At 41.7% G+C, this 23,763-nt stretch carries 22 protein-coding genes; 15 read left to right on the forward strand and 7 right to left on the reverse strand.

The features are described 5' to 3' along the window. Positions 1-15: 15 nt before the first annotated feature. Positions 16-369 carry a helix-turn-helix transcriptional regulator gene (locus CAL7507_RS19255; RefSeq protein WP_015130163.1) on the reverse strand — a complete coding sequence of 118 codons (354 nt, stop codon included), beginning with the start codon at positions 367-369 and terminating at the stop codon, positions 16-18. Between the two features lie 82 nt (positions 370-451). On the opposite strand from CAL7507_RS19255, the gene trxA reads away from it, so the two are divergent. The 13 genes from trxA (at position 452) to CAL7507_RS19320 (ending at position 12,415) form a co-directional block, all read left to right on the forward strand. Continuing rightward, complete coding sequence (trxA, locus tag CAL7507_RS19260; protein WP_015130164.1) at positions 452-775, forward strand: thioredoxin; 324 nt, start codon at positions 452-454, stop codon at positions 773-775. A 124-nt stretch (positions 776-899) separates the two neighbouring features. Beyond that, positions 900-1,694, forward strand: coding sequence for an SDR family NAD(P)-dependent oxidoreductase (locus CAL7507_RS19265; protein WP_015130165.1), 795 nt, complete (start codon positions 900-902; stop codon positions 1,692-1,694). Between the two features lie 210 nt (positions 1,695-1,904). Then, positions 1,905-3,017: an alkene reductase gene (locus CAL7507_RS19270; RefSeq protein WP_015130166.1), complete on the forward strand. Its 1,113-nt coding sequence runs from the start codon at positions 1,905-1,907 to the stop codon at positions 3,015-3,017. A gap of 431 nt (positions 3,018-3,448) precedes the next feature. Continuing rightward, positions 3,449-4,111, forward strand: a complete 663-nt coding sequence (locus CAL7507_RS19275) for a nitroreductase family protein (RefSeq protein WP_015130167.1) — start codon at positions 3,449-3,451, stop codon at positions 4,109-4,111. A 36-nt stretch (positions 4,112-4,147) separates the two neighbouring features. Continuing rightward, positions 4,148-5,488 (forward strand): MFS transporter, encoded by a 1,341-nt coding sequence (locus CAL7507_RS19280; protein WP_015130168.1) that lies wholly within the window; start codon positions 4,148-4,150, stop codon positions 5,486-5,488. Between the two features lie 430 nt (positions 5,489-5,918). After that, positions 5,919-6,608 carry an SDR family NAD(P)-dependent oxidoreductase gene (locus CAL7507_RS19285; RefSeq protein ID WP_015130169.1) on the forward strand — a complete coding sequence of 230 codons (690 nt, stop codon included), beginning with the start codon at positions 5,919-5,921 and terminating at the stop codon, positions 6,606-6,608. Between the two features lie 10 nt (positions 6,609-6,618). Further along, a complete protein-coding gene (locus CAL7507_RS19290; protein ID WP_015130170.1) occupies positions 6,619-7,389 on the forward strand; it encodes a class I SAM-dependent methyltransferase in 771 nt (256 codons plus the stop codon). 14 nt (positions 7,390-7,403) lie between these two features. Further along, positions 7,404-8,618: a multidrug effflux MFS transporter gene (locus CAL7507_RS19295; protein ID WP_042342299.1), complete on the forward strand. Its 1,215-nt coding sequence runs from the start codon at positions 7,404-7,406 to the stop codon at positions 8,616-8,618. A gap of 23 nt (positions 8,619-8,641) precedes the next feature. Further along, positions 8,642-9,340: a glutathione binding-like protein gene (locus CAL7507_RS19300; RefSeq protein WP_015130172.1), complete on the forward strand. Its 699-nt coding sequence runs from the start codon at positions 8,642-8,644 to the stop codon at positions 9,338-9,340. A gap of 271 nt (positions 9,341-9,611) precedes the next feature. Beyond that, on the forward strand, positions 9,612-10,196 hold the full coding sequence (locus tag CAL7507_RS19305; RefSeq protein WP_015130173.1) for a hypothetical protein: 585 nt from the start codon (positions 9,612-9,614) through the stop codon (positions 10,194-10,196). Positions 10,197-10,348: 152 nt separating this feature from the next. Next, complete coding sequence (locus CAL7507_RS19310; protein WP_144051232.1) at positions 10,349-10,813, forward strand: hypothetical protein; 465 nt, start codon at positions 10,349-10,351, stop codon at positions 10,811-10,813. 131 nt (positions 10,814-10,944) lie between these two features. After that, a complete protein-coding gene (locus CAL7507_RS19315; RefSeq protein ID WP_015130175.1) occupies positions 10,945-11,259 on the forward strand; it encodes a hypothetical protein in 315 nt (104 codons plus the stop codon). A gap of 163 nt (positions 11,260-11,422) precedes the next feature. Beyond that, positions 11,423-12,415: a M48 family metallopeptidase gene (locus CAL7507_RS19320; protein WP_015130176.1), complete on the forward strand. Its 993-nt coding sequence runs from the start codon at positions 11,423-11,425 to the stop codon at positions 12,413-12,415. Positions 12,416-12,883: 468 nt separating this feature from the next. Here CAL7507_RS19320 and CAL7507_RS19325 read toward each other — a convergent pair whose 3' ends face one another. Further along, positions 12,884-15,226, reverse strand: coding sequence for a tetratricopeptide repeat protein (locus CAL7507_RS19325; RefSeq protein WP_015130177.1), 2,343 nt, complete (start codon positions 15,224-15,226; stop codon positions 12,884-12,886). An 812-nt stretch (positions 15,227-16,038) separates the two neighbouring features. On the opposite strand from CAL7507_RS19325, the gene CAL7507_RS30185 reads away from it, so the two are divergent. Then, positions 16,039-18,663, forward strand: a complete 2,625-nt coding sequence (locus CAL7507_RS30185; protein ID WP_015130178.1) for a protein kinase — start codon at positions 16,039-16,041, stop codon at positions 18,661-18,663. Positions 18,664-18,929: 266 nt separating this feature from the next. Then, the gene (locus tag CAL7507_RS19335; RefSeq protein WP_015130179.1) at positions 18,930-20,477 is read left to right on the forward strand and encodes an NACHT domain-containing protein; all 1,548 of its coding nucleotides are present in this window, start codon (positions 18,930-18,932) and stop codon (positions 20,475-20,477) included. A gap of 47 nt (positions 20,478-20,524) precedes the next feature. On the opposite strand, the gene CAL7507_RS19340 is transcribed toward CAL7507_RS19335, so the two are convergent. The 5 genes from CAL7507_RS19340 to coaE all read right to left on the reverse strand — a co-directional run bounded on the left by CAL7507_RS19340 (position 20,525) and on the right by coaE (position 23,692). Continuing rightward, on the reverse strand, positions 20,525-20,923 hold the full coding sequence (locus CAL7507_RS19340; RefSeq protein WP_015130180.1) for a type II toxin-antitoxin system VapC family toxin: 399 nt from the start codon (positions 20,921-20,923) through the stop codon (positions 20,525-20,527). After that, complete coding sequence (locus tag CAL7507_RS19345; RefSeq protein WP_015130181.1) at positions 20,923-21,162, reverse strand: hypothetical protein; 240 nt, start codon at positions 21,160-21,162, stop codon at positions 20,923-20,925. Before CAL7507_RS19345 ends, CAL7507_RS19340 begins: the two co-directional genes overlap by 1 nt. Before the next feature lie 430 nt (positions 21,163-21,592). Continuing rightward, positions 21,593-22,612 carry an AraC family transcriptional regulator gene (locus CAL7507_RS19350; protein ID WP_015130182.1) on the reverse strand — a complete coding sequence of 340 codons (1,020 nt, stop codon included), beginning with the start codon at positions 22,610-22,612 and terminating at the stop codon, positions 21,593-21,595. 33 nt (positions 22,613-22,645) lie between these two features. Next, positions 22,646-22,975: a hypothetical protein gene (locus tag CAL7507_RS19355; protein WP_042341411.1), complete on the reverse strand. Its 330-nt coding sequence runs from the start codon at positions 22,973-22,975 to the stop codon at positions 22,646-22,648. A gap of 120 nt (positions 22,976-23,095) precedes the next feature. Then, on the reverse strand, positions 23,096-23,692 hold the full coding sequence (coaE, locus tag CAL7507_RS19360; RefSeq protein WP_015130184.1) for a dephospho-CoA kinase: 597 nt from the start codon (positions 23,690-23,692) through the stop codon (positions 23,096-23,098). Positions 23,693-23,763 lie beyond the last annotated feature (71 nt).

The following is a 23,763-nucleotide window of genomic DNA, read 5'->3' on the forward strand; positions in this document are numbered from 1 at the left end:
CCCATTCCCTATTCCCTATTTGCCTATTTGCCTATTGCCTATTACGACAGACGGACAAACACCCAAGGGTTTAGCAGATTGCAACACCGCATCTAGCAGCCCTGGAAACAGCATATCTAAATCCTCAAAGCGCAATTTATTGATGTGCTGTGTTCCTTCTTTCCGGCTTAATACCACCCCTGATTCCCGTAAAATCTTGAAGTGATTGGACATGGTGGATTTGGCGATCGCAAAGTCAAAGTCAGCACAGCACTGCTCTCCTTTCGTCGCCAATAACCGCACAATCTCTAGCCGCACCGGATCGCCCAACGCATACAGCACGCCTGGTAACGAAATATCTTTTCGGTCTGGGTGATACAGAAATCTCATACTTGCATTATCTCATAAAATAACGTATATTTTAATTATTCGATAATATCGAACTAACGAATTAGATTAGGAGGACAATTTTATGTCATCCATTACAAATGTCACAGAAGCCACATTTAAACAAGAAGTCCTGGAAAGCCAACTTCCCGTATTAGTAGACTTTTGGGCACCTTGGTGCGGCCCTTGTCGGATGGTAGCACCGGTTGTAGATGAAGTTGCTGGCGAATACGAAGGACTTTTTAAAGTGGTGAAACTGAACACAGATCAAAATCCCACAGTTGCTAACCATTATGGAATTCGCAGCATTCCCACACTTATGGTGTTTAAGGGGGGTAGGCAAGTTGATACAGTTGTGGGTGCAGTGCCAAAAACCACGTTAGCTAAGACTTTATCACAGCATATTTGATTTAGGTAATGGCAAAGGGCAGGCTTCTTGCTTGCCCTAACTATGTGAGTATTTATTCAGTTGGATAGTGGATTGAGAAAGTTCAGTTAGCTAGTTTTGACTAGTAAGGAATAGAGAACGCTATATGGACTTGAAATTACAGGGTAAATCTGCGCTAGTGAGTGGTTCAACCGCAGGTATTGGTTTGGCGATCGCTCAAAACTTAGCACAAGAAGGTGCATCAGTGATTGTCAATGGTCGTTCAGAGGAACGAGTGACACAGGCGATCGCTAAAATTAAGCAAAGTACTCCAGAAGCTAAAGTGACTGGCGTAGTTGCGGATGCAGCCACCAAAGCAGGAGTAGAGCAAATCTTTCGGCAAGTGCCTCATGTCGATATTCTGGTGAATAACCTGGGTATTTACGAGCCAAAAGCCTTTGTTGATATCACCGATGAGGACTGGCTGAAGATATTTGAGGTTAACGTCCTCAGTGGAGTCCGCTTAAGTCGGCAATATCTGCCAAAATTGTTAGAGCAAAACTGGGGAAGGATAATTTTTATCTCCAGTGAATCTGCGATTCAAATCCCCGTAGAAATGATTCATTATGGCACGACGAAAACGGCTCAGTTAGCTATAGCTAGAGGTTTAGCAGAAATTACCGTCGGGACTGCAGTCACAGTCAACTCTGTCCTACCAGGGCCAACCCGCTCAGAAGGTGTTGAAGACTTTATCACCAACCTCGCAAATCAGCGCAATATTAGTCCTGCTGAAGTTGAAGCCGAATTTTTCCAGAATGTGCGTCCCAGTTCCCTAATTAAACGCTTCGCAACTAACGAAGAAGTAGCAGCGCTTGTAGTTTACCTCTCTAGTCCTCTCGCTTCCGCAACTAATGGCGCAGCCGTGCGGGTGGATGGCGGCGTAATTCGCTCAATTGTTTAGGTGATTTGTCATTTGTCATTTGTAACGGCCAAAGTTAGTGTCGTAACGACCAAAGTTAGTGTCGTAACATCCAAAGTTAGTGTCATAACATCCAAAGTTAGTGTCGTAACGGCCAAAGTTAGTGTCGTAACGACCAAAGTTAGTGTCGTAACGGCCAAAGTTAGTGTCGTAACATCCACTTGTTTATTCCCAATTACCCACTTTTAAACCATGACTACTGATATCAACTTATTTTCTCCCTACCGATTGGGTAAACTAGAATTGCCCAACCGGATTGTGATGGCTCCTTTAACGCGAAACAGAGCAGGTAAGGGCAACGTACCACACCAACTAAATGCTACCTATTACGCCCAGCGTGCTTCTGCTGGATTGATTATTGCGGAAGCAACACAGGTTTCACCGCAGGGACAAGGGTATCCCTTTACACCAGGAATTCATTCCCCAGAACAAGTAGAGGGGTGGAAGTTAGTCACAGATGCAGTACATCAAGAGGGAGGAAGGATCTTTCTGCAACTATGGCATGTAGGGAGGATTTCTCACCCTGACTTGCAACCCAATGGGGAGTTACCTGTTGCACCTTCGGCGATCGCTCCTCATGGTAACGCCTCAACATTTGCAGGGCCCAAACCCTATGTGACTCCTCGTGCTTTAGAAATCTCAGAGATTCCGGGGATTGTCGAACAGTATCGCCAAGGAGCAGCCAACGCCCTAGCCGCCGGGTTTGATGGGGTGGAAATTCATTCAGCTAATGGTTATTTACTTGACCAATTCCTCCGTGATGGGACTAATCAGCGCACAGATGAGTATGGGGGTACAGTCGAGAATCGTGTCCGACTGCTGTTAGAGGTGACTGAGGCGGTTACAAGCGTGTGGGATACTGACAGAGTAGGGGTACGTCTTTCTCCTAGTGGGACGTTTAACGATATCCGTGACTCCAATCCTTTAGAAACCTTTGGTTATGCAGCGCAGGCATTGAACCGATTTAATTTGGCATATTTGCATATCTTTGAAGCTGTAGACGCAGATATCAGACATGGCGGGACAATTGTACCAACAAGTCATATACGCGATCGCTATACAGGTACACTGATCGTCAACGGTGGTTATACCCGCGAGAAAGGTGATGCTGTATTAGCAAACAAAGCAGCAGATTTAGTTGCTTTTGGGACTCTATTTATCTCCAATCCAGATTTACCCAGACGCTTGGCTCTCAATGCACCACTAAATCCACCAGATCAAGCAACCTTTTACGGTGGCGATGAACAGGGATATACAGACTATCCATTTTGGTCTGCGGCTAGTGAGCAAGTAGCCAACGCCTAATCATTCTTATCTGATACTTTTAGTAGGGTGGGCACTGCCTGGGCTGTTGACTTTGTACGAAATTAGCTAAAAATTATCATGCAATTTTTGTGTTTACCGTAGAGGCATCGGCACTGCCGTGCCCTGGTGAGAACGTTAACTACGACTATTATTTTGTCTGATGCATTTTGGGCTGAAAACCCTCAGAGTCAACACCCTAGGCAGTGCCCACCAGCTATGTTAGAAAGACGCGATAAATCGCCGTCTCTACAGGAATTTATCCATCAATTATTTATTGACAGACTACTACAGACACTGCCGGAACGAGGTTGTGGTGGGCACTGCCCACCCTACTACAGATACTGTCAATCTACCTTATTACACTAAAAGCGCATTTAATGAGACTATAAAAGCGTTTTCAGTCTAATCCATCTAACAATCAGGAGAATCTCATGAGTCCGATTATCCAAACTCAAGCACTAGATGTACCCAGCGCCATCATTAAGCGTCGTTCAATCAAAACTTTTACAACAGACCCCATAGCCCCAGAACTGCTGAAGCAACTCGTAGAATTAACCGTAGCAGCACCCAGCAGTTTTAATGTCCAGGCGTGGCAAATTATTCTAGTCCAAGATGAAGCACAAAAGGCAGCGTTATCAGCTGCGTCTTGGAATCAACAGCAGATTGTCCAAGCACCCGTGACATTTGTGTTTGCTGCTGATCCCACCGCCGGCGAAAAAGATTTAACGCCGATTCTCGAAAAAGGACTGGAAACTGGAGCATGGAATGAGGGCACTGTCAACTACTTTAAAAATGCTGTCCCGCAATTTCAAGCTACTTTAGGAGACAAACGACGGGAATATGCCATTAAGGATGCAATCATTGCGGCGACACATTTAGTTTTAGCAGCAGAAAGTTTGGGTTTATCCACTTGCTTTATGAATGGTTGGGTTGAGGATAAAGTCAAGGAAGTTATTGGTGCCTCAGATAATCCAGATTTAGCGATCGCAGTTTTAGTACCCGTAGGCTATGCAGCCGAACCACGCTTAAATCCTGGCCGCTTACCATTCTCCTCCAACGTCTCTGTAGACAGAATCGGTAATCCGTATCAGTGAACAGTTAACAGTTATCAGTTATCAGTGAACAGACTGATGACTGTTCCCCATCTTCCCATCTTCCCATCTCCCCATCTCCCCATCATGTCCTTAGCCTCCTTTCTAGCGCGTCGTTCACTGCACTATGGCTGGCTCGTCGCGGGTTTAACATTCTTAGCGTTGTTGGTTGGAGCCGGGATTCGCTCTGCTCCCGGAGTTTTGATTGTGCCTTTAGAACAGGAGTTTGGCTGGAGTAGAGCGACTATCTCTTTAGCCATCTCCATTAACTTGGTACTTTACGGACTGATTGGGCCCTTTGCTGCCACAATCATGGAGCGAATTGGCATTCGCCGGACGATGGTGTTTGCTCTGATGCTCTTGGCTATGGGTGTTGGCGCAACTACTTTGATGTCAGCATCTTGGCAGCTAGTTTTGCTTTGGGGCGTTGTAGTTGGTTGCGGGAGCGGAGTTATCGCTTTAGTTTTAGGTGCGATAGTTGTTAATCGCTGGTTTTCTGAAAGCCGGGGTTTGGTTCTTGGCGTTTTAACTGCCAGTACAGCTACCGGCCAACTAGTATTTCTGCCACTGTTGGCGTCAGTAGTGGAACGGTTTGGATGGCGAACCTCTGCCCTAACTCTAGCTGGTGTAGCACTTCTCATTATTCCAGCGATCGCCTTTTTCATGCGCGATCGTCCAGAAGAAGTTGGTTTGCGAGCCTTTGGTGACAACAGCGAAATAGTGGCAGTATCACCGTCCAAAGTCAACTCCTTCACCTCCACCCTCAATGCACTATGGCAAGGGATGAGAACTCGTGACTTTTGGTTATTATTTGGTAGCTTTTTTATCTGCGGCGCTAGCACGAATGGGTTAATTGGTACTCATTTAATCCCCGCCTGTATTGACCACGGTATTCCTGAAGTCCAAGCTGCTAGCCTGTTAGCAGTCATGGGAATATTTGATTTCGTGGGCACAACTCTCTCCGGCTGGCTCTCCGACCGCTGGAATAATCGCTACTTACTGTTTTGGTACTACGGACTGCGGGGTTTATCTTTAATTTTCCTACCCTTCAGTTTCCATCTCTCATTCTACGGACTCTCCGTGTTTGCAGTCTTCTACGGACTCGACTGGATTGCTACCGTACCGCCCACAGTGCGCCTCGTCGCCAACGTCTTCGGTAAAGAAAACGTCGGCGTCATGTTTGGTTGGATAGTTGCAGGACATCAACTCGGTGCAGCCACAGCCGCCTTTGGTGCAGGAGCGCTGAGAACTTGGCAGGGTAGCTACTTTCAGGCATTTATTCTATCTGGTATTCTTTGCCTCATAGCCGCATTCCTAGTACTGCGTATTGGTCAAAATCCCACCAAGCGCAATTCTCAACTATCTTCTGTTAATCCCTAAATATAGCGCTTCCCATTCAGATGAGGTACAACATTATATCGCAAGGTGTAGGGAACAGTGCCCATTGGTGTCAATTTAAGCCACAGATGGCTTATTGCAAAGCTTACATACCCGCCTTGGAATGAATTCCAAGGCTAATAGCCAAAGTTTACTAAAGTAAACTGAGAATTTTTAGTCATCTTCAGATGACTTTTGTTATTAGACTCAGAATTCATTCTGAGGCGGGATATGAGTTTCACGTTAAGTTGACACCAATGGGCAGTGCCGTCTACGGGTGTACCTTACGCTTGAAGGGATTCGCTATAAGTTCGCAAGAGTCAAGAGTCAAACTTGACGTTTTAACTTCTAAGGCTCAACCTCCGTGTTCCGAGCATAAACTGTCGAGTTCCGAGCATGAACTGTCGAGTTCCAAACATGAAAGGAAAATCATATGTCAACAACAGCTTTAATAGTCGGTGCAGGTAATGGACTCAGCGCCTCCTTAGCGCGTCTGTTTGCCAAACAAGGATTTTCTGTGGCTTTAGCCGCCCGTCAAATTGAGAAACTCACACAACTTAGCAGTGAAATTGGAGCAGTTAGCTTCGCCGCTGATGCTTCAAAACCAGATCAGGTAGAGCAGTTATTTATAGATGTCGAAAATAAACTAAGTGCCCCAAATGTTGTGATTTACAATCCTAGTTTCCGAGTGCGGGGGCCTTTAGTGGCACTAGATCCTGGGGAAGTGGCGAAAACTCTAGAAATCACCGCTTATGGTGGTTTTCTCGTTGCTCAAGCTGCTGCAAAAAGGTTGTTAGCACTGGGGGGAGGTGCAATCTTTTTTACTGGTGCTTCAGCTAGTGTCAAAGGTTATCCCCTGTCTGCACCTTTTGCAATGGGTAAGTTTGCGCTGCGTGGTTTAGCTCAAAGTATTGCTAGGGAACTCGCACCCAAGAATATTCATGTGGCACATTTTGTGATTGATGGCGGTATCCGTTCAACAATCCGCCAAGACCCAGCTGATAAACCTGATAGTACTTTAGATCCAGATGCGATCGCTCAAACTTATCTCAACATCCTCCAGCAACCCCGCAGTGCTTGGACATGGGAAGTTGAATTACGTCCTTGGGTAGAAAATTTCTAGGTTTAAGCTGATGAAAATTGATTTTGGTTTAACTGCAGGTGATTACGCAAAACACCGCGCAGGCTTTCCCAGTTCATTTTTTGACAAACTGTCTGAATATGGTATCGGTTTACCTGGGCAAAATATTGTTGATCTGGGCACAGGTACAGGAACCCTTGCAAGGGGTTTTGCCGCCAGGGGTGCTAATGTCATTGGTATTGATCCATCAGCACCACTTTTAGCACAGGCAAAACAGTTAAGCGAATCTGCTCAACTTCAGATAGATTATCGAGTGGGAACGGCGGAAAATACTGGTTTAGCAAATGCAACGGTAGATATTGTCACCGCTGGGCAGTGCTGGCATTGGTTTGATCGCCCCCGTGCTGCCCAAGAAGTTACCCGGATTCTCAAGGCTAATGGCTACGTGGCGCTCGCTCATTTTGATTGGATACCCTTAAAAGGTAATGTAGTGGAAGCTACAGAACAATTAATAGAAGCTCATAATCCCGCCTGGAAAATGGGCGGCGGTACTGGTTTACATCCCCAGTGGTTGCGAGATATTGCTGAGGTAGGATTTCGAGAAATCCAGACTTTCTCTTATGATGTTTTTGTACCTTATAGCCATGAAGATTGGCGGGGACGAATTCGTGCTAGTGCTGGTGTAGCTGCTAGTCTGTCGCCAGAGAAAGTAGAAGTATTTGATCAGGAATTAGCAACTTTACTTGTAGCCAAGTATCCTACTCCTATTTTACAAGCTCACCATCGAGTGTCGGCGGTGATCGCAAAATCCCCATCGTCATGAGATTTCCGGCAAAAATGCGAATTCGACCAAAGTCTCTAGGCTTCACAATCTTCCTGGGTATGCTGGCTGCATTGCCACCCTTATCAATTGATATGGGACTACCAGCATTCCCTACCATCAGTGCCTCTTTGAATGCTTCATCGGGGAGTGTAGGACTCACACTGAGTTTATTCATGGCTGGTTTTGCGATCGCCCAATTGATATTTGGCCCACTCTCAGATCGATACGGACGCAAACCAATTTTACTTATCGGCTGCGGACTTTTTGCCCTAGCCGGTGCAGCCTGTGCTGTAGCACCATCAATCAATACACTGATTGCTTGGCGTTTAGTTCAGGGTGCGGGTGCAGGTGCTGGGATGGTGTTGACGCTGGCGACTGTCCGCGATTTGTTTGACGGTGCAGCCGCACGGGCACAGCTTTCTTACGTCAACCTCGTGATGAGCGTAGCGCCGATGATTGCACCCACAATCGGCGGTTGGGTGCTGGTGTTGGCTAATTGGCGGGCAATTTATGGAGTATTGGCGTTAGCAGGGTTTTTGCTGCTGCTAACTGTGGCTTTTGGACTCAGTGAGTCGTTGGCTCACCCAGATTTGACAGCACTCCAGCCCCATCGACTATTCAAAAATTATACACGGATTCTCAGCAACCCGATTTGTCTGGGCTACGCCCTCGTCAACGCCCTGAATTTTGGCTGTATGTTTGCCTACGTCGCCGGTTCACCACTGGTGATGCTGCAAGTCTTTGGTGTCTCAACTACAACCTACGGGTGGTTATTTGCATCAACCGCCTTTGGTATCATGGTAGGCTCATTCCTCAACGGTCGCTTAAGTTTGCGTGGTGTACTGCCTTCACGGTTGCTGATTGTGGGGTTGGTGACGGCTACGATTTCTGCTGTCGCTTTGGTGATTGTCTCGGTGAGTGGTATCGCCCAAGTCAGTACATTAATGCCATTGCTGATACTTAATACCTTCTGTCGCGGCATCATTTCCCCAAACGCCATGCACGGTGCAATCCAGCCAGTCCCAGAGAGTGCAGGTGTTGCCGCCGCAGTAGTGGGATTTCTGCAAATGCTGGGCGGTGCTGTGGCGAGTGGGCTAGTGGCTTTTCTCTATGACGGGAAAACAGCGATCGCTATGTCTAGTTTAATGGCAATATTTGCGATCGCCTCCCTCGCCGCCTATACCGTACTTGCCCGCCCCGCAGAACATCGTCTGCAGTTAAGTAAATAACAAAGATTACCCCAGAAAACATCATGATTGAACTTTACTATTGGACAACCCCAAACGGTCATAAAATCACAATTTTCTTGGAAGAAGTAGGACTTCCCTACACAATTATTCCTGTCAATATTGGCGCTGGCGATCAATTTAAGCCAGAGTTTCTGAAGATTTCACCCAACAATCGCATTCCCGCAATTATTGACAATGAACCAGTAAATGGTGGTGAACCAATTACCGTTTTTGAGTCTGGGGCTATCTTATTATATTTAGCAGAAAAAACCGGAAAATTGATTCCCCAAGATATCCGGGGTCGTGTTCAAGTCCTAGAATGGTTATTCTGGCAAATGGCGGGTTTAGGGCCAATGGCGGGACAAAACCACCACTTCAACGCCTATGCACCGGAAAAGATTGAGTATGCCATTAACCGTTACGTCAAAGAAACAGGACGCTTATATGCAGTGCTAAATAAGCAACTAGCAGAGCGAGAATTTGTCGCTGGCGATTATTCCATTGCAGATATAGCTACTTATCCCTGGATAGTACCCTACGAACGACAAAGCCAAAACTTAGATGATTTTCCCAACCTCAAGCGCTGGTTTGAGACAATCAAAGCCCGTCCCGCCACAATTCGCGCCTATGAGAAAGCAGAAGCGCTAAAAACTCAACCTCTTGATCCGGAAAAGTCACGGGATTTGTTATTTAACCAGTCAGCAAACACCGTTCAGCGTTGAATTTAATAGTTGAAAAGCTTATCAGACTAAAGCCTGCAAATGCAGGCTTTTTTCATGCGGTATAAAGTGTACATGCTAAACAAGTTGTAAAGGCGATCGCTGTCAACATTCCAGTGCAGTACATCCGTATCTATATCATCACGAAATAGAAATGGTATGACTTGCTGAGTTTTTACTGAACTTTTACTGAACTTTTCTAGTATCTTAACTGAGACTATACGGTTTTAAATATCCGTTCTAAGCTTGTTTCACAAGCAAAAGGAGACAGGTTGTGGAATTTCTAAAAGCTATTACCATTATATCAATCGTATTTGCTGCGGGGATGCAGAACCCAGCCGCAGCGCTGATTAATAAACAAGTTTCTCAGGCTAATTTAGAATCGCAATTAAAAACAAAGCAGTCTACTCAGATTGCTCTCAATGATACTTATTGGGGACCGCAGCGCGATTTTAAACTTTGGATGCCAGGGGTGCTAAAAATTAATACACATGACACATTGTCATCATGGAGCGCCCGCAGCCAGACGACATACATCAATATCCACAGAGATGCTCCTCCCGAAGTTTTCTACTTATCTGATATAGGAATTCGGCAGTTGCTGCAAAGCACAATGCGAGAAAGCATTGCTAGCAAAGGCAGAGTAGTTAGAAGTACCAATCTGGTAGTTGATGGATATCCTGGATTAGAGTTGCTCGTGCAACATAATGACGGAAACTTGGGGCAATATCGAGCATTTGTGGTTAAAGGACGCATATACATTCATGGTGCTGTAACAGAATATGAATTAACCACAGAAGCGACTTATTTCTTTGATTCCTTCCGAGTTTATCCTGAACGGATTAAGTACTCGGGTTGAAAGAGTTTAGCGATTAGTCAAAAAGCAAGTCCCGCACAGTAAGTTTATTGTCAAATCATGAATTAAAAGTGGGACTTGTCTAATCTATTAGCAATCACAGGCTTTAGGTTTGGTTAGGCAAAACTAAGTTACTAATTTTTGGGAGTCGAAAGTTGATATTCTCTAATACGCTACCTGTGCATTCTGGTCAGAAAATTGTAGAAACAGCTTTTCTTGATCAGATGGAAGTGATTGATTGGCAAGCTATATTTCAAAGGTTAATCAACTCTGATGAGGGAGAAAAATTGAGTTCAACGCAAGCAGCGATCGCTATTTGGCGATATCAGTTATTTCTTTATCTCATCCAAAAATACCCCCATGTGAAAATGGTTCCCAACCAAGAAATTGATGCAGTTTTGCATGTCCATATCGCTAACAATCATAAGTTTGCAACCGATGGACAAAAACTCTTTAGCACTCATCTCCAGCATGTTTCCGAGTTTGGGTTAAAAGGAGAAGCAGAACGCCAGGAATGGCTATGGACTTTTGCACGTACCCAAACACTATTCGAGCAAAATTTTGGGATAGGTGCAATGGGTAATTCTATTGCTGCTTGTTGCGAAATCCTTTACCGATAAGCACCTCTCAAGTTTCCCCGTATCTAAATATCGATTGCATTCCAGCAAATGTTGCAGATTTCATCATGCAGCAAATCTGCTTGCGAATTTTTCACTTAATTCATTCTATGTACTTCAGGGAGGAATATCTTATGACACACACAACATTATTTTTACAGCGATTTACAACAGCATCATTGATAGCTGCTGTCAGCATCTTCACTAATTTTGGTTGCTTGAATCCTACTTTCGCTCAAACTCCAGAAATTAACAAAGATGAAAGTTCGATTAGTACCGATGCTAGTGACTTAGGTGAACCATTAACTTGTGGATTAACAGCACCAAATGACTGTGGCACAGGTTATGGAATAACACATGATACTTTAGAAATTGAACCAATTGAAGTTGATAAATCTGCTTTATGCGATACACCTCAAGATGTTGTTTTGTTCTGTTTTCAAATTTAGAAAATGCATAATCCTCATACTAATTCAATCTCAAGCAACACATAAGTTGAATTAGTATGAGTCGATTCTGCTAGCTAAGAATAGGGAAATAAGTTTTTATCCTTCCCTATTCTCAAAACTCAAACATCCACATTTTTTTTACCATACTAAATAAGAACTGACGATGATGTTATCTCAAATCACCCAAAAGATTCTTGTCAAAACTTTTATTGCAGCAGGCTCAGTTTGCTTGCTGTTATATCCAAGTCTTGTGCATAGCGCACCTCCATCACCAAGTGTCACTCAAAACTCATCTAAGTTAGATGAGACAGCAATTGAAGAAGAAAAGCCGATTTATCCTATTGCAGAAAAACTGATTCGTGCTAATGGACTTGATGACCATCCGTGGCTAGCGAAAGTAGAGAATGAATTTGATACTAACGCCTTTGCTCAAGGTGTTAATCAAATTACAATTTTCAACGGTTTGTTAGACCAAGTAGATGGTGATCCAGATGCACTTGCTGGAATTCTTGCTCATGAAATAGCTCATCATACACTACGCCATCATTATTGGCGAACTGCTTTTGTCGCTAAGTTAATCAAACAGCTAGAAACAGAAGTAGATACAGAAGTTCAAGGTTTAATCTCGGTAGAAACTAAAAAATTCAATGCTGATAAAAATCTTAAAAGCCGGAGAAAATCGTTGTGCCAAAATCAAGCTAGTTCTCAATATCGTATTCTCAATTGCCAAGGAGAGCCAGATACCGATAAACTTGAGCTAATCAAACAAAAAATCACTGCTGAAAAGCAAGCAAAATTTGAAAGTGCGGCTAAACAACTTATTCGCCAGCAAGAGTTTGAAGCTGATGCTCAAGGTTATTTCTACATGGTTAAGGCTGGCTACAATCCAGAAGGTTTATTGCGAGTGTTCAATCTGATGTCACGTTTACCTTATGTTGATGCAGATGATAGTACTCATCCATCTTTCGTTGACAGAATTAATGCTATCAAAGCGTTAATGAAAAAATATCCTCCATCAACTTTAGTAGAAGAGGGTGCAATTCGTTTACGTCAAAATCCCCAACCTCTGACATTTGGTGTTTCCAGAGATGGGGAATCTTTACGAATTAACTCTCGGTTTGGTTCGCAACAAACTCAAAGTAAGGCTGATAATTAAATATCAATTTGATAGTCAAAGTTGAGTAATGAGCAACAAGATCCCCGACTTCTCAAAGAAGTCGGGGATCTGAAGTATACTAATTTTCATAACTTCTGATGATTGCGGAAATTACTCAAATGAGAAAGTAAATCGCAGTTTGAGAAAGCAATATCTGTTTTTGCTTGCTGAATCTACTGAAATGAGAAAGCAATAAGGCATTTTGAGAAAACAATATCTGCTTTTGCTTGCTAAATCTACTGAAATGAGAAAGCAATAAGGCATTTTGAGAAAGCAATATCTGCTTTTGCTTGCTAAATCTACTGAAATGAGAAAGCAAAAAGGCATTTTGAGAAAGCAAACCGGAGTTTGATAAAGCAATATCTGTGTTTGCTTATTGAATTTAACTTAACGTAAGTTCGATGGATCTAAATAACCCCTCTCCAAACCTCTCCCCCGCAGGGAGAGAGGCTTTGAAACCCTATTGCTTTATAGTGCTGTGTCTAATGTTTGCAGTAGAATTTGTGTTTCTTCTGCTTCTGGAAGCATTCCCAGTCTTTCAAAATTATCTAATGCAGCGATCGCCCAACTATGAGCCTCAGGTAAATTCCCTTGCGCCCTGGCTAAACTAGATAATGAGCGTTGACAAAATGCCAGGCGCGTTTTGTCTCCATTGATTTCCGCTACGCGTAATCCTTCTGATAACAGTCTTTGAGCCTCATCTAATCCTCCTTGTTTGATGGCAATATCCGCTAACCAATTTTGTGTACAGGAAATGGCACGTTGCCAATTTATTTTCTGTGCATATTCCAAAGCTTCTAGAAAAAGAACTTTCGCCTCCTCATACTCTCCACGTTTGAAGAGAATTTCACCTTGGTAATAACGAATTTGCGTCAACGTCCGCAGTCGTTGCTGTTCTGGTAATTCTGTCTGTTCTAGTAACTCCATTGACTGCATCAACCATGTCTGCGCTTCGTCAAACCTCTGCTGTTGAATGCGTAAAACCGCAATATTTCTTGCCAAGTTTAATTGACATAAAGGTTCTTGATGGTGACGCAGTTCCCAAGCCCGTGCAAACAACTCGTCTGCTTCTTCTAACTGCTTGTGCTTCCTCATCGTGGTGAGAGTCCAAGCCCGATCAATCATCATCTTAGCCGCAACTAACCAGTCTTGGCGCTGTTCTGCTGCTTGAATTAGCCATGCACTCCAAGTGAGGCGATCGTCCCAATAACGCAAGTGGCTTTCTCTTCTACCCATAATGTGGGTGTATGCTTCTGTATTTTGCCACAATTGCAACATCTCAGTATATCGCCCTGCAACCATACACCACTCAATCACAGCTTGCAGATTTTGCCACTCTGCTTCTAAACCATCAAACTGTCCTTGCCATTCTTTCGCATCCTGTCCAGCATATTGCTGTGAAAAACTTAAGTACCAACTAATCCATCTTTCTCGTGCTGCGCTCTCAAAATCAGGGTGAGCATTCAACTCAGCCAGGGCATATTCACGAGTTAATGGCAGCATACTATAGCGATGATTTTCTTGTTTAACTAAAGATAATCCTCGCAATCGAGCCAAATCCTGATTTATGATGTTGAGGCTGATGTCCTGTACTGCAACATGCACCAGCGCATCCTGTAAAGCAGGCATGGGAAACAAAGCCAGTGCCATAAGTAACTGATGTGCAGTTTGTCCTTGGAGAAGTTTCACAGAACTCTCAAAGCAAAAACGGGCAACATCCCCCGTAGATTGAGACACCCCTGTCAACACTTCCTTAATTGAGTAGCCATTGGCTAACTGTCCGATTGCATAACTAATTGCTACTGGGATACCTCCTGTCACTTTGTAAAGTGCTTGCATATCTTGAAGATTTAAAGAGACTCCTTTTTCTTTGGCTTCATGCTGAATTAAACAAAGACTATCAGCTTCCGGCATAGATGTGAGACGCACCGGCACAAACAAAATTTGTTCGCGGGTGGTAATTACTGCTTTGACTGTCGGCGGTAATTCATATAAAAATGCCAGAACATCTTGCTGATTCTCAACCGTCTCCAGATTGTCCACAATTAGCAAGGTACGTTGGCAAGAAAGGGCATCTTTAATTAAATCTAATTGCTCTTCAAAACTTGCTCCAGTTATGTCTAATTCATCTAACATCCGCGCAATCTGCCGAAAAATATCGCACAGAGTCCGCCGTGGAGCCAAACTTGGGAACAAACCAAAGGACGCGAGGTAGTATCGTTTAGCTGATGTGAAAATTACAACATCAAAAGTGGGTACACCTAAAAAAGCTTCGTTGTTGTAACTGGCTTGTAAACAACGGTAGGCGGCTTCCACTACCAGCGTTGTTTTGCCCACACCCCCAATACCATCCACACTTACCAAATGGGCCGCATGTCTGGGTGAGAGCAACTCCAACAGTCGAGTAATTTCCTCTTCTCTACCAATAAAGCTAGTGCAACTAGGCGCAGGTAAATTGTGACGCAGCCGTCTAGGAAATATCTGCGGTGGAATTAACGATGGATCTGGAGGGATAACTATTTCTGGCTCGGCAAACTTCGAGTGCTTCAATAAATTATTTAATACTAATTCAACAGTATTAATACGTGCTTTTTTACCTGTAGCATCTGACAATAGCTCCCAAAGTTTTGGGCAAAAGACTCGCTGCACAGTACCGTCAGAATATCCAGTGACGCGAATATCTTTGAGCTTTTGACCTTCCAGAACTTGCTCAAGGATACATTCTTGAACATTATTCAACTTTCTTCCTGTTTTGGAGAAAACTTGAGTGTTGGCTACTCTGATCAGTTCTGAGATTTTTTCATTGCTCATTGGTCAGTTGGAAATACTCCTTGTAGTGAGCTTAACTTAGATTGTGAAAATAATTTTATACCTTGAACAAATTGAATCAAAAGCTGAAAATATTGAATATCTTGTGCTGAATTACTGAATATGCTGCTGAAATTCACTACACAAAATGAATTTTATTTTGTCTATCCTATAAGCAAAGTTGCACAGTAGAGTCTATTTAAACCCCCACTCATGACAAAAGACAAATGACGACTCTCTCCTAGTGAAGACACTGCGTGTAGCTTGCTTCCCCGTAGGGGTAAACTAGTTAGCTTTATTTCTACTTAAGCGATCGCGCTTTTAACTTAGATATTTTGTAGCCTGGAATACTTATAGACAAGCTTTTCAGTGAGAGGAATAAATCAACGCTAGTTTAGTTAACAAGTCAAGAGAAGTTATGGATTTTACTCTGGGCAATTTTATTTAAAATCACCTGTTGTAAAAATTATGCACTTCTCTGTATTGCAAAAATCACCATTTTCCATAAGAATGATTACTTAAGTAGCAGAGTTGAGCAAGCAAGTGTAAATCGCTGGAAACTCGATTAGTCGCTAGTTAATCGGTGAATCGAGTTTGAGTAAGGCTGAAATAGGTGTGGTTTCAGCTAATTTTTATGTGTTCTGTTTACGCTTACACTTAGTAACACAAGTGTAGGATTATTACCCATTGGCTAGGGAAACATTTAACACTTGCTAAACCTAATACGTGATGCAGGTAAATATCTGTTAACGAAGTATATTTCGGCTTCAAATTTTTTGTTATCCAGTGTGTAGCTACAGTCAGACTGAAGGCAAATGGTTAATATTAATAATCCTCAAGAGGTTTACTGCACTCGTCCAGGCTGTCAAAATCCGCAAAACTATATCCAATTTCCCACCTCCGGCTCTGTTCAGCAAAGATATTGCTCTTGCTGCCAAATGCCATTGATTTTAGACAGGTATTTCTTACCAATCAGGTTGTTAGTACCAGATGAACAAAGAGGAGGATTTGGAAGGACTTTTTTAGCAAAAGATATTAATACTCCTCAAGAATTGCTTGTAATTAAGCAATTAGACTATAAGCATTCTGAAAATTCACCCCCGACACCTCAACAACTCGAACAAATAGAAAGATTATTTAGGCGCGAGGCAGAAGTTTTAGCCAACTTTGATCATCCACAAATCCCAAAAGCACATAGATTTTTCAGTATAGATGTACATGAACCATTGAATAATGGTCAGCAAAAGTTTTTTTACTTGGTACAGGAGTATATTAAAGGTCAAAATCTTTTGCAATGGTTGCGAGAACATGGTCAATTTTCAGGAAATGAGATTATTGAATTTCTAAAACAAATACTGCCTGTACTACAGTATGTTCATGAGAATGGAGCAATACACAGAGATATTAAACCCTCTAATATTATGCGCCGAAGTCAGGACAGGAAATTTTGTCTGATAGATTTTGGTTCAGTTAAGCAGGTAGTACAGACAGGTTTACCTGTTGGACAATCAACATTTATCTCATTAACACTTGATTACGCCTCACCCGAACAGTCGGCTCGTAGAGCGATAGACCGTACAACTGATCTATATTCTTTAGCTGCAACCTGTATACATTTGCTTACTGCTAGAAGTCGAAGTTTATTTCGTAACCAAGATATACGTAATTGGACAGAATATGCCACGGTAAATCATGATCTTGAACGCATTTTAAATAGGATGTTGTCATTAGAGCCACAACAACGGTATCAGTCTGCTCAAGAGGTAAAACAAGAGATTGATACTCTTTTCCCTGAGCCTGTAGTGCCGCCTCCGCCTCCACAACCTTCATTTTTTGAGAAACTTAAGCGGTTTATTGATAATCGGCGTTTAGCAGTATCTGCGTTTTTTAGAAAAGTGAGCAGGAGGTATTGGGTATTGCCACTACTAGTCTTTGCTTTACTGGGGTTAGCCATCGCATTTTTGCCTACTATTATCCACTGCTCTAAGTACGAATGGGATACTGATAACGGTTTCAGTTGGGGAGAACAATCTCTAATATCAGGAAAAAATTGTGGAAAGAATACAGAAAAAAAGTGTGAAAAGGATCAAGGCACAGCCGCATTTAGGTATGGAAAATATGATGATGCAATTAAGCACTTCCGAAAATACCTCCAGTCTTACCAGAATGACCCAGAGGCATTAATTTATTTAAATAATGCGATCGCAGCTCGTACCGACAATCCCATCAAAATTGCTACTAGTGTACCAATTACAGGTGGTGGTGTTGGTGAAGACATTCTGCGTGGAGTTGCTCATGCTCAGAGCGAATTTAACTGCGGTATTGACACAATTGAGAAGGCAATCAAAGATACTAAGAGTCCATTGCAATGTAAAGGCGCTATTAAGGGACGGTTATTGCAAGTTCAAATTATTGATGATCGTCACCAAAATTTAACAGCCGAAAATGTAGCTGATCGGCTTGTTAAATCTCTACCTATCTTAGGGGTTGTTGGTCATTATTCTAGTCAAGATGCTTCGAGAGCAGCAGTTATTTACTCAAATCAAATAGTTATGATTTCTCCTGGAAGTACGGTTCCTAGAAATAAATATGGTCTTATTTTCACAGATTATGTATTTCGTACACCTCCAACTGATGGCGTTTCTGCTAAGATTTTGGTGAACCATCTTGAGAAAATAAATAGTTCTCAAAACTACTGGAAAGCCTTAACGGTTATTGATCGTACTCCATATAGTAATTCTTTAAGTCAAGAATTTGAAGAAGAACTTAAGAATAAAAGCATAGGCAAAGTATTTACCACATGTGATTTGTCAAATAAACAAGGACTTAACCTAGCTACTTGTGTAGATAATTCAATAGAAGGAAGTACACAAAATTCAATAGGCAATGATAGAGCAAATATAGTCTTGTTAGCTTTTAGTGCTGAAACAGCAAGGGAACATGCAAACGAAGCTTTTCCCTCCTCAGACGTGCTTATATTAGGTGGAGATGGTGTTTACAGCCTAGAGTTGTTGAACAAATCATCTAGTAAGAGACTAGTGGGACAGAAACTAGTGCTTGCTGTTCCTTGGCAGAGAAGTAATACAAACCGAGAAGTAGAAAGCTCAGGCTCAAAATTTGAAAAAAATTCCTTGAATATTTGGGGCACATCTAGGATAAGTTGGCGCACTGCAATGGGGTATGACGCAGCTAAGGCAATGTTTGAAGGGTTCAAGCAACTGAGTAATCAGGGTATTAATCTTAGTCGCAAAGATTTGTATAATGTTTTGGCCAGTAAAGATAATAAATTCTCTGCACCAGAAGGTTCTACGGGAAAACCAATACAATTTGATCGTAATAATGACCGCGAACTTAATGAAGATACAAGCCTTGGGGTTTTAGTTCACATCGTATATTCTACTGAAGCAAAAAATAAGATTGAGTATAATCGTCTACAATAACCACCAAATCAGAATAATATATATAGCAATCCTAAATGAGTCGTGAAAATTGCTGTTTTTAATGAACTGCATAGACGCGGAGCGGCTTCCCGTAGGGTAAGTGCTAAGGACACAAAGGAAGGAGAAAGAGAGGATTTCACGAATGATTCAGGACTGCTATGGTACGGGATTTCATTAATTACCTTATGATGATAGATTATTCTCTTTTTATAACTCGAATGAGCATCTCTGTTCGGAAAAGTAATTCATACAATTAATACAAAAAGATGCCGACTCTAAAACTTTCAGAACAAGGCAAAATATTAGTTGAAAATGCCAGAAAAAAACTGGGATGGACTCAAAAAGATGACAGATGGCTGATAGCAGCTAGCAAGATTTTAGATCCGAAATTTGACCGTGATGCGCTAGGTAACTATGGAATTTATGCTACTGGTGTTTCATCAGCTACTTGCTTACGTTTCCAGAAAGGGGACAATATAGAAGAATCAGCTTTCAAAGCTTTATGCGAAGCATTGGAACCTTCTTGGAATTGGAAAGAGGTCGCACAAGGGAGGAAAGATTTGAGTAAAGCGCCTCATCTCTCTCCTTTCTATGGCCGCACACAAGAATTACAACAACTTGAAAATAGCCTCATTCCAATAGGCTACCAATTAGTTATCATCTACGGTGTAGAAGGAATCGGAAAAAGTGCTTTAGCTCGCCAAGTAGTAGAAAAAGCTGCTGATAAGTACGACTATATAATCTGGTATGCCTTAGATTATCCACCACCATTCAAACAATTTTTGACAGACTTATTGCTCTTCTTATCCGAAGGACATAAACAGGAATGTGATATTTCATTAATCATGGCATATCTACGTTATAATAGGTGCTTGATTGTGCTAGATTCTTGGCAAGAAATAATAGATGATAAGAGCGAAGACTATAAAGGTTATAGCGCCTTTCTAGAAAGAGTGGGTAAAGAATCTCATAAAAGCTGTTTATTATTACTGAGTAGAGAAAAACCCGCAAATATTAAAATATCAGATGAACAATGTGTCCAGTTTTTAAAATTGAGAAGTTTAAGTTTTGAAGATACGAGAGAGTTTTTTAACAAAACAGAGGGTCTTTCTTATAAAGAAAGCGAATTAGACTACCTGAGCAGAAACTACAGTAACCCGTGGATAATAAAAAAAATTGCGGGGTTAATTAAAGAAGAATTTGACGGTGAAACCGCAGAACTATTGAGAATAGGTACAATCTATATTGATGAACTAAAATTCTTTTTAGACTGCCAATTTACCAAAATACTACAACTAGAAGCAGAAAAAAATACTATTTACTGGATTGCTATCAGACGCAACTCAGCTACATGGGAACAACTGGCAACAGATACTAATACAACTCTTAATGATACTTTGAAAGTTTTACGCCCTTTAACAGAAAGATATGCGCTTGTTGATATTCGTAAAGAAAACCGTCCATTTCAATATACCTTAGACCCTGTAACACTAAAATATATTACGAACAAATTTGTAGAAAATACTTGTAATGATTTTAAGAAAGTAATTGACAATCTAGTTATAGAAGGTTCTGAGCTTTTCATAACTCATAGCTTAATAACAGACAACCCAGACAATGAAGAACTCACTCAAGAGCAAATTAAACGGATAGTCAAACCTATCCATCAGCAATTATTGGCTAAATTAGGCAGTCAGCAGCGAGTTGAGCAAGAACTGAAGAAGATTCTGTCTTTGTTAGAAGATAGAGGATTTTCACAAGGGTACGCACGTCAGAATATTTTGACTCTACTCTCACAAGACAATCATATCTAGCGATCGCTGTTTCTCTAGCAGATTGTACAAAACCCTAGGCGATCGCATTAAAATAAAATTTTAAAACCTTCTTGGGTAAAGTGGTGATCGTGCGTAAGAATTTCAATAATATTATTTTGTTTCATCACGACCATTGAGATACAGTCGGTCATGCTATAACCTTTATCGAGTCGATTTTTATAGAGTTCTTTTGCCGCATTACGAATCAGAGGTGTTGTTGAAATAACCACTACTTGAGAATCAATTTGAATACTTTCATATAGCGAAACGGCTTTAAGCCGCATAAAGTTTCCTTTTTGTGAAAAAAAGTTGAGGGTTTCATCTAAAACCACATCTGTAGTAATTAAGTTGAAAGATGGTCGATAGTGGCTGACAACTTCATACCAACTATCTTGAGGATTGAGTAAGGCAATCCAATAAAAAGCATCAGCGAAAATAGCATCCATTAGTGTTTAGGTGTGCCATACAAATAATGGTCATGTTGTTCCGCACCATCTGTCGGCAAGGTTTCTAAAATTTCGGGGGGAATATCCTGAGTCAAATCGGCAGCGACTTCCCATATCGGTTTATAATCCGCTGGGGTTTGGCGACGCTGTTTGGTAAAGAGAATAAAGTCTAGAAATTCTTCTAGGAGAATATCTGAAGAATGTTCGAGTTCTTGTAAGATGCGTTCTTTGATATTCATAAGGTTTTTCTTGATCTTAAAGTTAGTTTTTAGCCTAGACACGACAGTAGGGTGCGGCGTAGCAATGGGATTTGCGTAACTCACGATTAGTGCGATCGCTCAAATTTATCCTTTGTACAGAACCCTAGGCGATCGCATTATCTCTGACAAACTGCTCCACGAAAAATCTGATACTGTCGCGAATTCGGTAAACTGACGTAACCGGGGTGGATGAAAGGACAATATCTTCACGAGGCAATCCAGCCTGTAGCAACCTCCTAGGCTGGCTCAGAAACCAAGGCGTAGGTTGGGTTGAGGCAATGCGTTACCCAACAATCTTACGTTAATTATGAGTGTTTAGCGATCGCTCTATTCTGCTCAAGGGATCTAAATCCAGCGATCGCCGGAAAATAAAAGTGCCAAAACGGGAGGTAAATAAAATCATGGAAACTTAACCCAGGGAGATTCTACCTGCTATCTGGTAAGCTTTGGGATTAATGCCAAATTTACGCCGGAAAGCGGCACAAAAAGCTGTGGGACTAGCATAACCCACTCTGGCTGCAACGCCTGCAACAGTCATTTTTTCTTCTAGGAGTAGCCTTTGTGCTTGCTGCATTTGGTAATCATGCAAGTAGCCAAAGACGGTATTCCCGAATACATGACGAAATCCTTGCTTGAGTTTGCGTTCATTCAGTCCCACTTGTTGCGCTAAAGTGATTAATGATGGTGGGTTATGGAGATTATTGATTAAAATTTCTCTAGCTTGATAGATGCGATCGCACTCGTCCCGTTTTAAACTAACGTACTGATATCTAGTAGGCTGCTCAGTTTCCACCAATTGGCTGAACTGCAAAGCTATTAGTTCTAATGTCTTTGCTTCTAGATAGACACGTCTCATCATTCCTTGGTAAGGACAGTGCATGATTTGTCGCACTGCTAGATGCATTGCAGATGTCATCTTGCCGATATCTTGATGAAATAAAGGCACTGAGTCAGCTTCCATAAATGGCTTTAGTAGATCTGGAAGAGAGTTTTCTTGTCCCGTAGTTAAAGTCCGCAGCAAATGAGACTCAACTCGAATGCGGATATTTTGCAAAAGTCCAGTAGGATGTACTTCAATTTCGCGAGTTCCAGGTAGAAAAAACAAATAATTTTCCCCGGCTTTTTCGCAATTATCCTCTTTAATTCCGTAAATTTGCTCTCTGCAACCACCTGTGACTATAAAGGCTAAAGTCAAAGGAAAAGACTCAGAATGTTGAGCCTCATCTCCCCAAGTTATGGGAGTTTCATAATTACCAATCTGTAAGCACAGTCCAGGACGTAACTCCAGGATTTGAATAGACCCTTTTTTAAGTGCATGTTGCCACGTTTCCATATATTCAAAATCATTGAATTTACAAGCAATTTCACCTGTTTGTAAACCCTCTTGCCATAGTTCATCAAAGTCAGCTTCTGTAAAAATTATTGTCATAGTTGAATAAGAAATATTTTGAGAGCCGATTTTTTATTGCACAGAAATTTCCTTCAGTGAAGCTATCCACATATCGGGAGGATCTGAATAGTAATCAATTTGCTCAACTTGATATCGATAATATTTGCCCTCCTTTTGCAAAATAATGTAATCGTGAATTTTGATTCCTTTGCCGATTCCCGTCATGTACCCACCCTTTCCTAAATTTATCGGCTCAAAAATGTAGTCAATTCCCCAATCTAATTGGCTATAATCATGTGCTTTCTGCTGATTTTTTTTAGGCAGGTTCTCGGAAAAGTTTCCTGGTAGTAACCCTTTGATAAAAATCAAACTTGATTTAATACTCTTTTTTATAAAATACATAATTAATAAGCTGTTACGCATTGAGCTTGTATATTTACCAGATGACGGTTAACAGTGAACAGTCAATCCTCACCAGTCAACAATTATAAAGAGTGTTGATGTAATTTAGACATTAGGTTACTAATCTGGATCTCCTATTTTTACTGCTGCATCAATTTGTTTCATCAGTACTTCAATAGTAAAAGAGTTGTCTAAAACAATATCCGCAAGTGCTATTTTTTTCTCTATAGATAATTGGCTATTGATGCGTGCTTGTGCTTGCTCTTGATTTAAGTGATTTCGCTGGATCAATCGTCGTAACTGTTCTGACTCTGAACAACGCACTACCCAGATTTCTGTAACTAAGTTGGTCATCTGAGCTTCAAATAGTAAAGGTATGACTAAAACTAGGGTTTGTGAAGGTGTTTCGCTAATTGCTTTGAGAAAGCGATCGCCCACAAAAGGATGAATTAAACTTTCTATCCAATTACGTTCATCTTGGTAATTAAAAATAATTTCGCCTAATTTTTGGCGATTGAGACTACCATCATCTAATAAAATTTGTTCTCCATAACGTTGGGCGATCGCACTTAGAATAGGTGAACCCACAGATACCGCATCTCTTGCATAAATATCTGCATCTAAAATTGGTAGATTGTAAGCACTAGCTAAATAATTAGCCACAGTGGTTTTTCCTGTAGCAATACCTCCAGTTAAGCCGATGATGCGTTTTGTCATTTGTCAAGGGTCAAGGGTCAAGAGTTAGGAATTGTTCCCCAGTCAACAGTCAACATATTATTCTCTATATT

It is taken from the genome of Calothrix sp. PCC 7507 (assembly GCF_000316575.1).
Lineage (GTDB): Bacteria > Cyanobacteriota > Cyanobacteriia > Cyanobacteriales > Nostocaceae > Fortiea.

Bases quoted from the DNA above. Each gene is read 5' to 3' on its own strand.
- coaE (WP_015130184.1), bottom strand. From the start codon at position 23,692: ATGACAAAACGCATCATCGGCTTAACTGGAGGTATTGCTACAGGAAAA.
- CAL7507_RS19300 (WP_015130172.1), top strand. From the start codon at position 8,642: ATGATTGAACTTTACTATTGGACAACCCCAAACGGTCATAAAATCACA.
- CAL7507_RS19315 (WP_015130175.1), top strand. From the start codon at position 10,945: ATGACACACACAACATTATTTTTACAGCGATTTACAACAGCATCATTG.
- CAL7507_RS19285 (WP_015130169.1), top strand. From the start codon at position 5,919: ATGTCAACAACAGCTTTAATAGTCGGTGCAGGTAATGGACTCAGCGCC.
- CAL7507_RS19295 (WP_042342299.1), top strand. From the start codon at position 7,404: ATGCGAATTCGACCAAAGTCTCTAGGCTTCACAATCTTCCTGGGTATG.
- CAL7507_RS19255 (WP_015130163.1), bottom strand. From the start codon at position 369: ATGAGATTTCTGTATCACCCAGACCGAAAAGATATTTCGTTACCAGGC.
- CAL7507_RS19355 (WP_042341411.1), bottom strand. From the start codon at position 22,975: ATGTATTTTATAAAAAAGAGTATTAAATCAAGTTTGATTTTTATCAAA.
- CAL7507_RS19280 (WP_015130168.1), top strand. From the start codon at position 4,148: ATGACTGTTCCCCATCTTCCCATCTTCCCATCTCCCCATCTCCCCATC.
- CAL7507_RS19265 (WP_015130165.1), top strand. From the start codon at position 900: ATGGACTTGAAATTACAGGGTAAATCTGCGCTAGTGAGTGGTTCAACC.
- trxA (WP_015130164.1), top strand. From the start codon at position 452: ATGTCATCCATTACAAATGTCACAGAAGCCACATTTAAACAAGAAGTC.
- CAL7507_RS19350 (WP_015130182.1), bottom strand. From the start codon at position 22,612: ATGACAATAATTTTTACAGAAGCTGACTTTGATGAACTATGGCAAGAG.
- CAL7507_RS19335 (WP_015130179.1), top strand. From the start codon at position 18,930: ATGCCGACTCTAAAACTTTCAGAACAAGGCAAAATATTAGTTGAAAAT.
- CAL7507_RS19270 (WP_015130166.1), top strand. From the start codon at position 1,905: ATGACTACTGATATCAACTTATTTTCTCCCTACCGATTGGGTAAACTA.
- CAL7507_RS19275 (WP_015130167.1), top strand. From the start codon at position 3,449: ATGAGTCCGATTATCCAAACTCAAGCACTAGATGTACCCAGCGCCATC.
- CAL7507_RS19325 (WP_015130177.1), bottom strand. From the start codon at position 15,226: ATGAGCAATGAAAAAATCTCAGAACTGATCAGAGTAGCCAACACTCAA.
- CAL7507_RS19340 (WP_015130180.1), bottom strand. From the start codon at position 20,923: ATGGATGCTATTTTCGCTGATGCTTTTTATTGGATTGCCTTACTCAAT.
- CAL7507_RS30185 (WP_015130178.1), top strand. From the start codon at position 16,039: ATGGTTAATATTAATAATCCTCAAGAGGTTTACTGCACTCGTCCAGGC.
- CAL7507_RS19320 (WP_015130176.1), top strand. From the start codon at position 11,423: ATGATGTTATCTCAAATCACCCAAAAGATTCTTGTCAAAACTTTTATT.
- CAL7507_RS19290 (WP_015130170.1), top strand. From the start codon at position 6,619: ATGAAAATTGATTTTGGTTTAACTGCAGGTGATTACGCAAAACACCGC.
- CAL7507_RS19345 (WP_015130181.1), bottom strand. From the start codon at position 21,162: ATGAATATCAAAGAACGCATCTTACAAGAACTCGAACATTCTTCAGAT.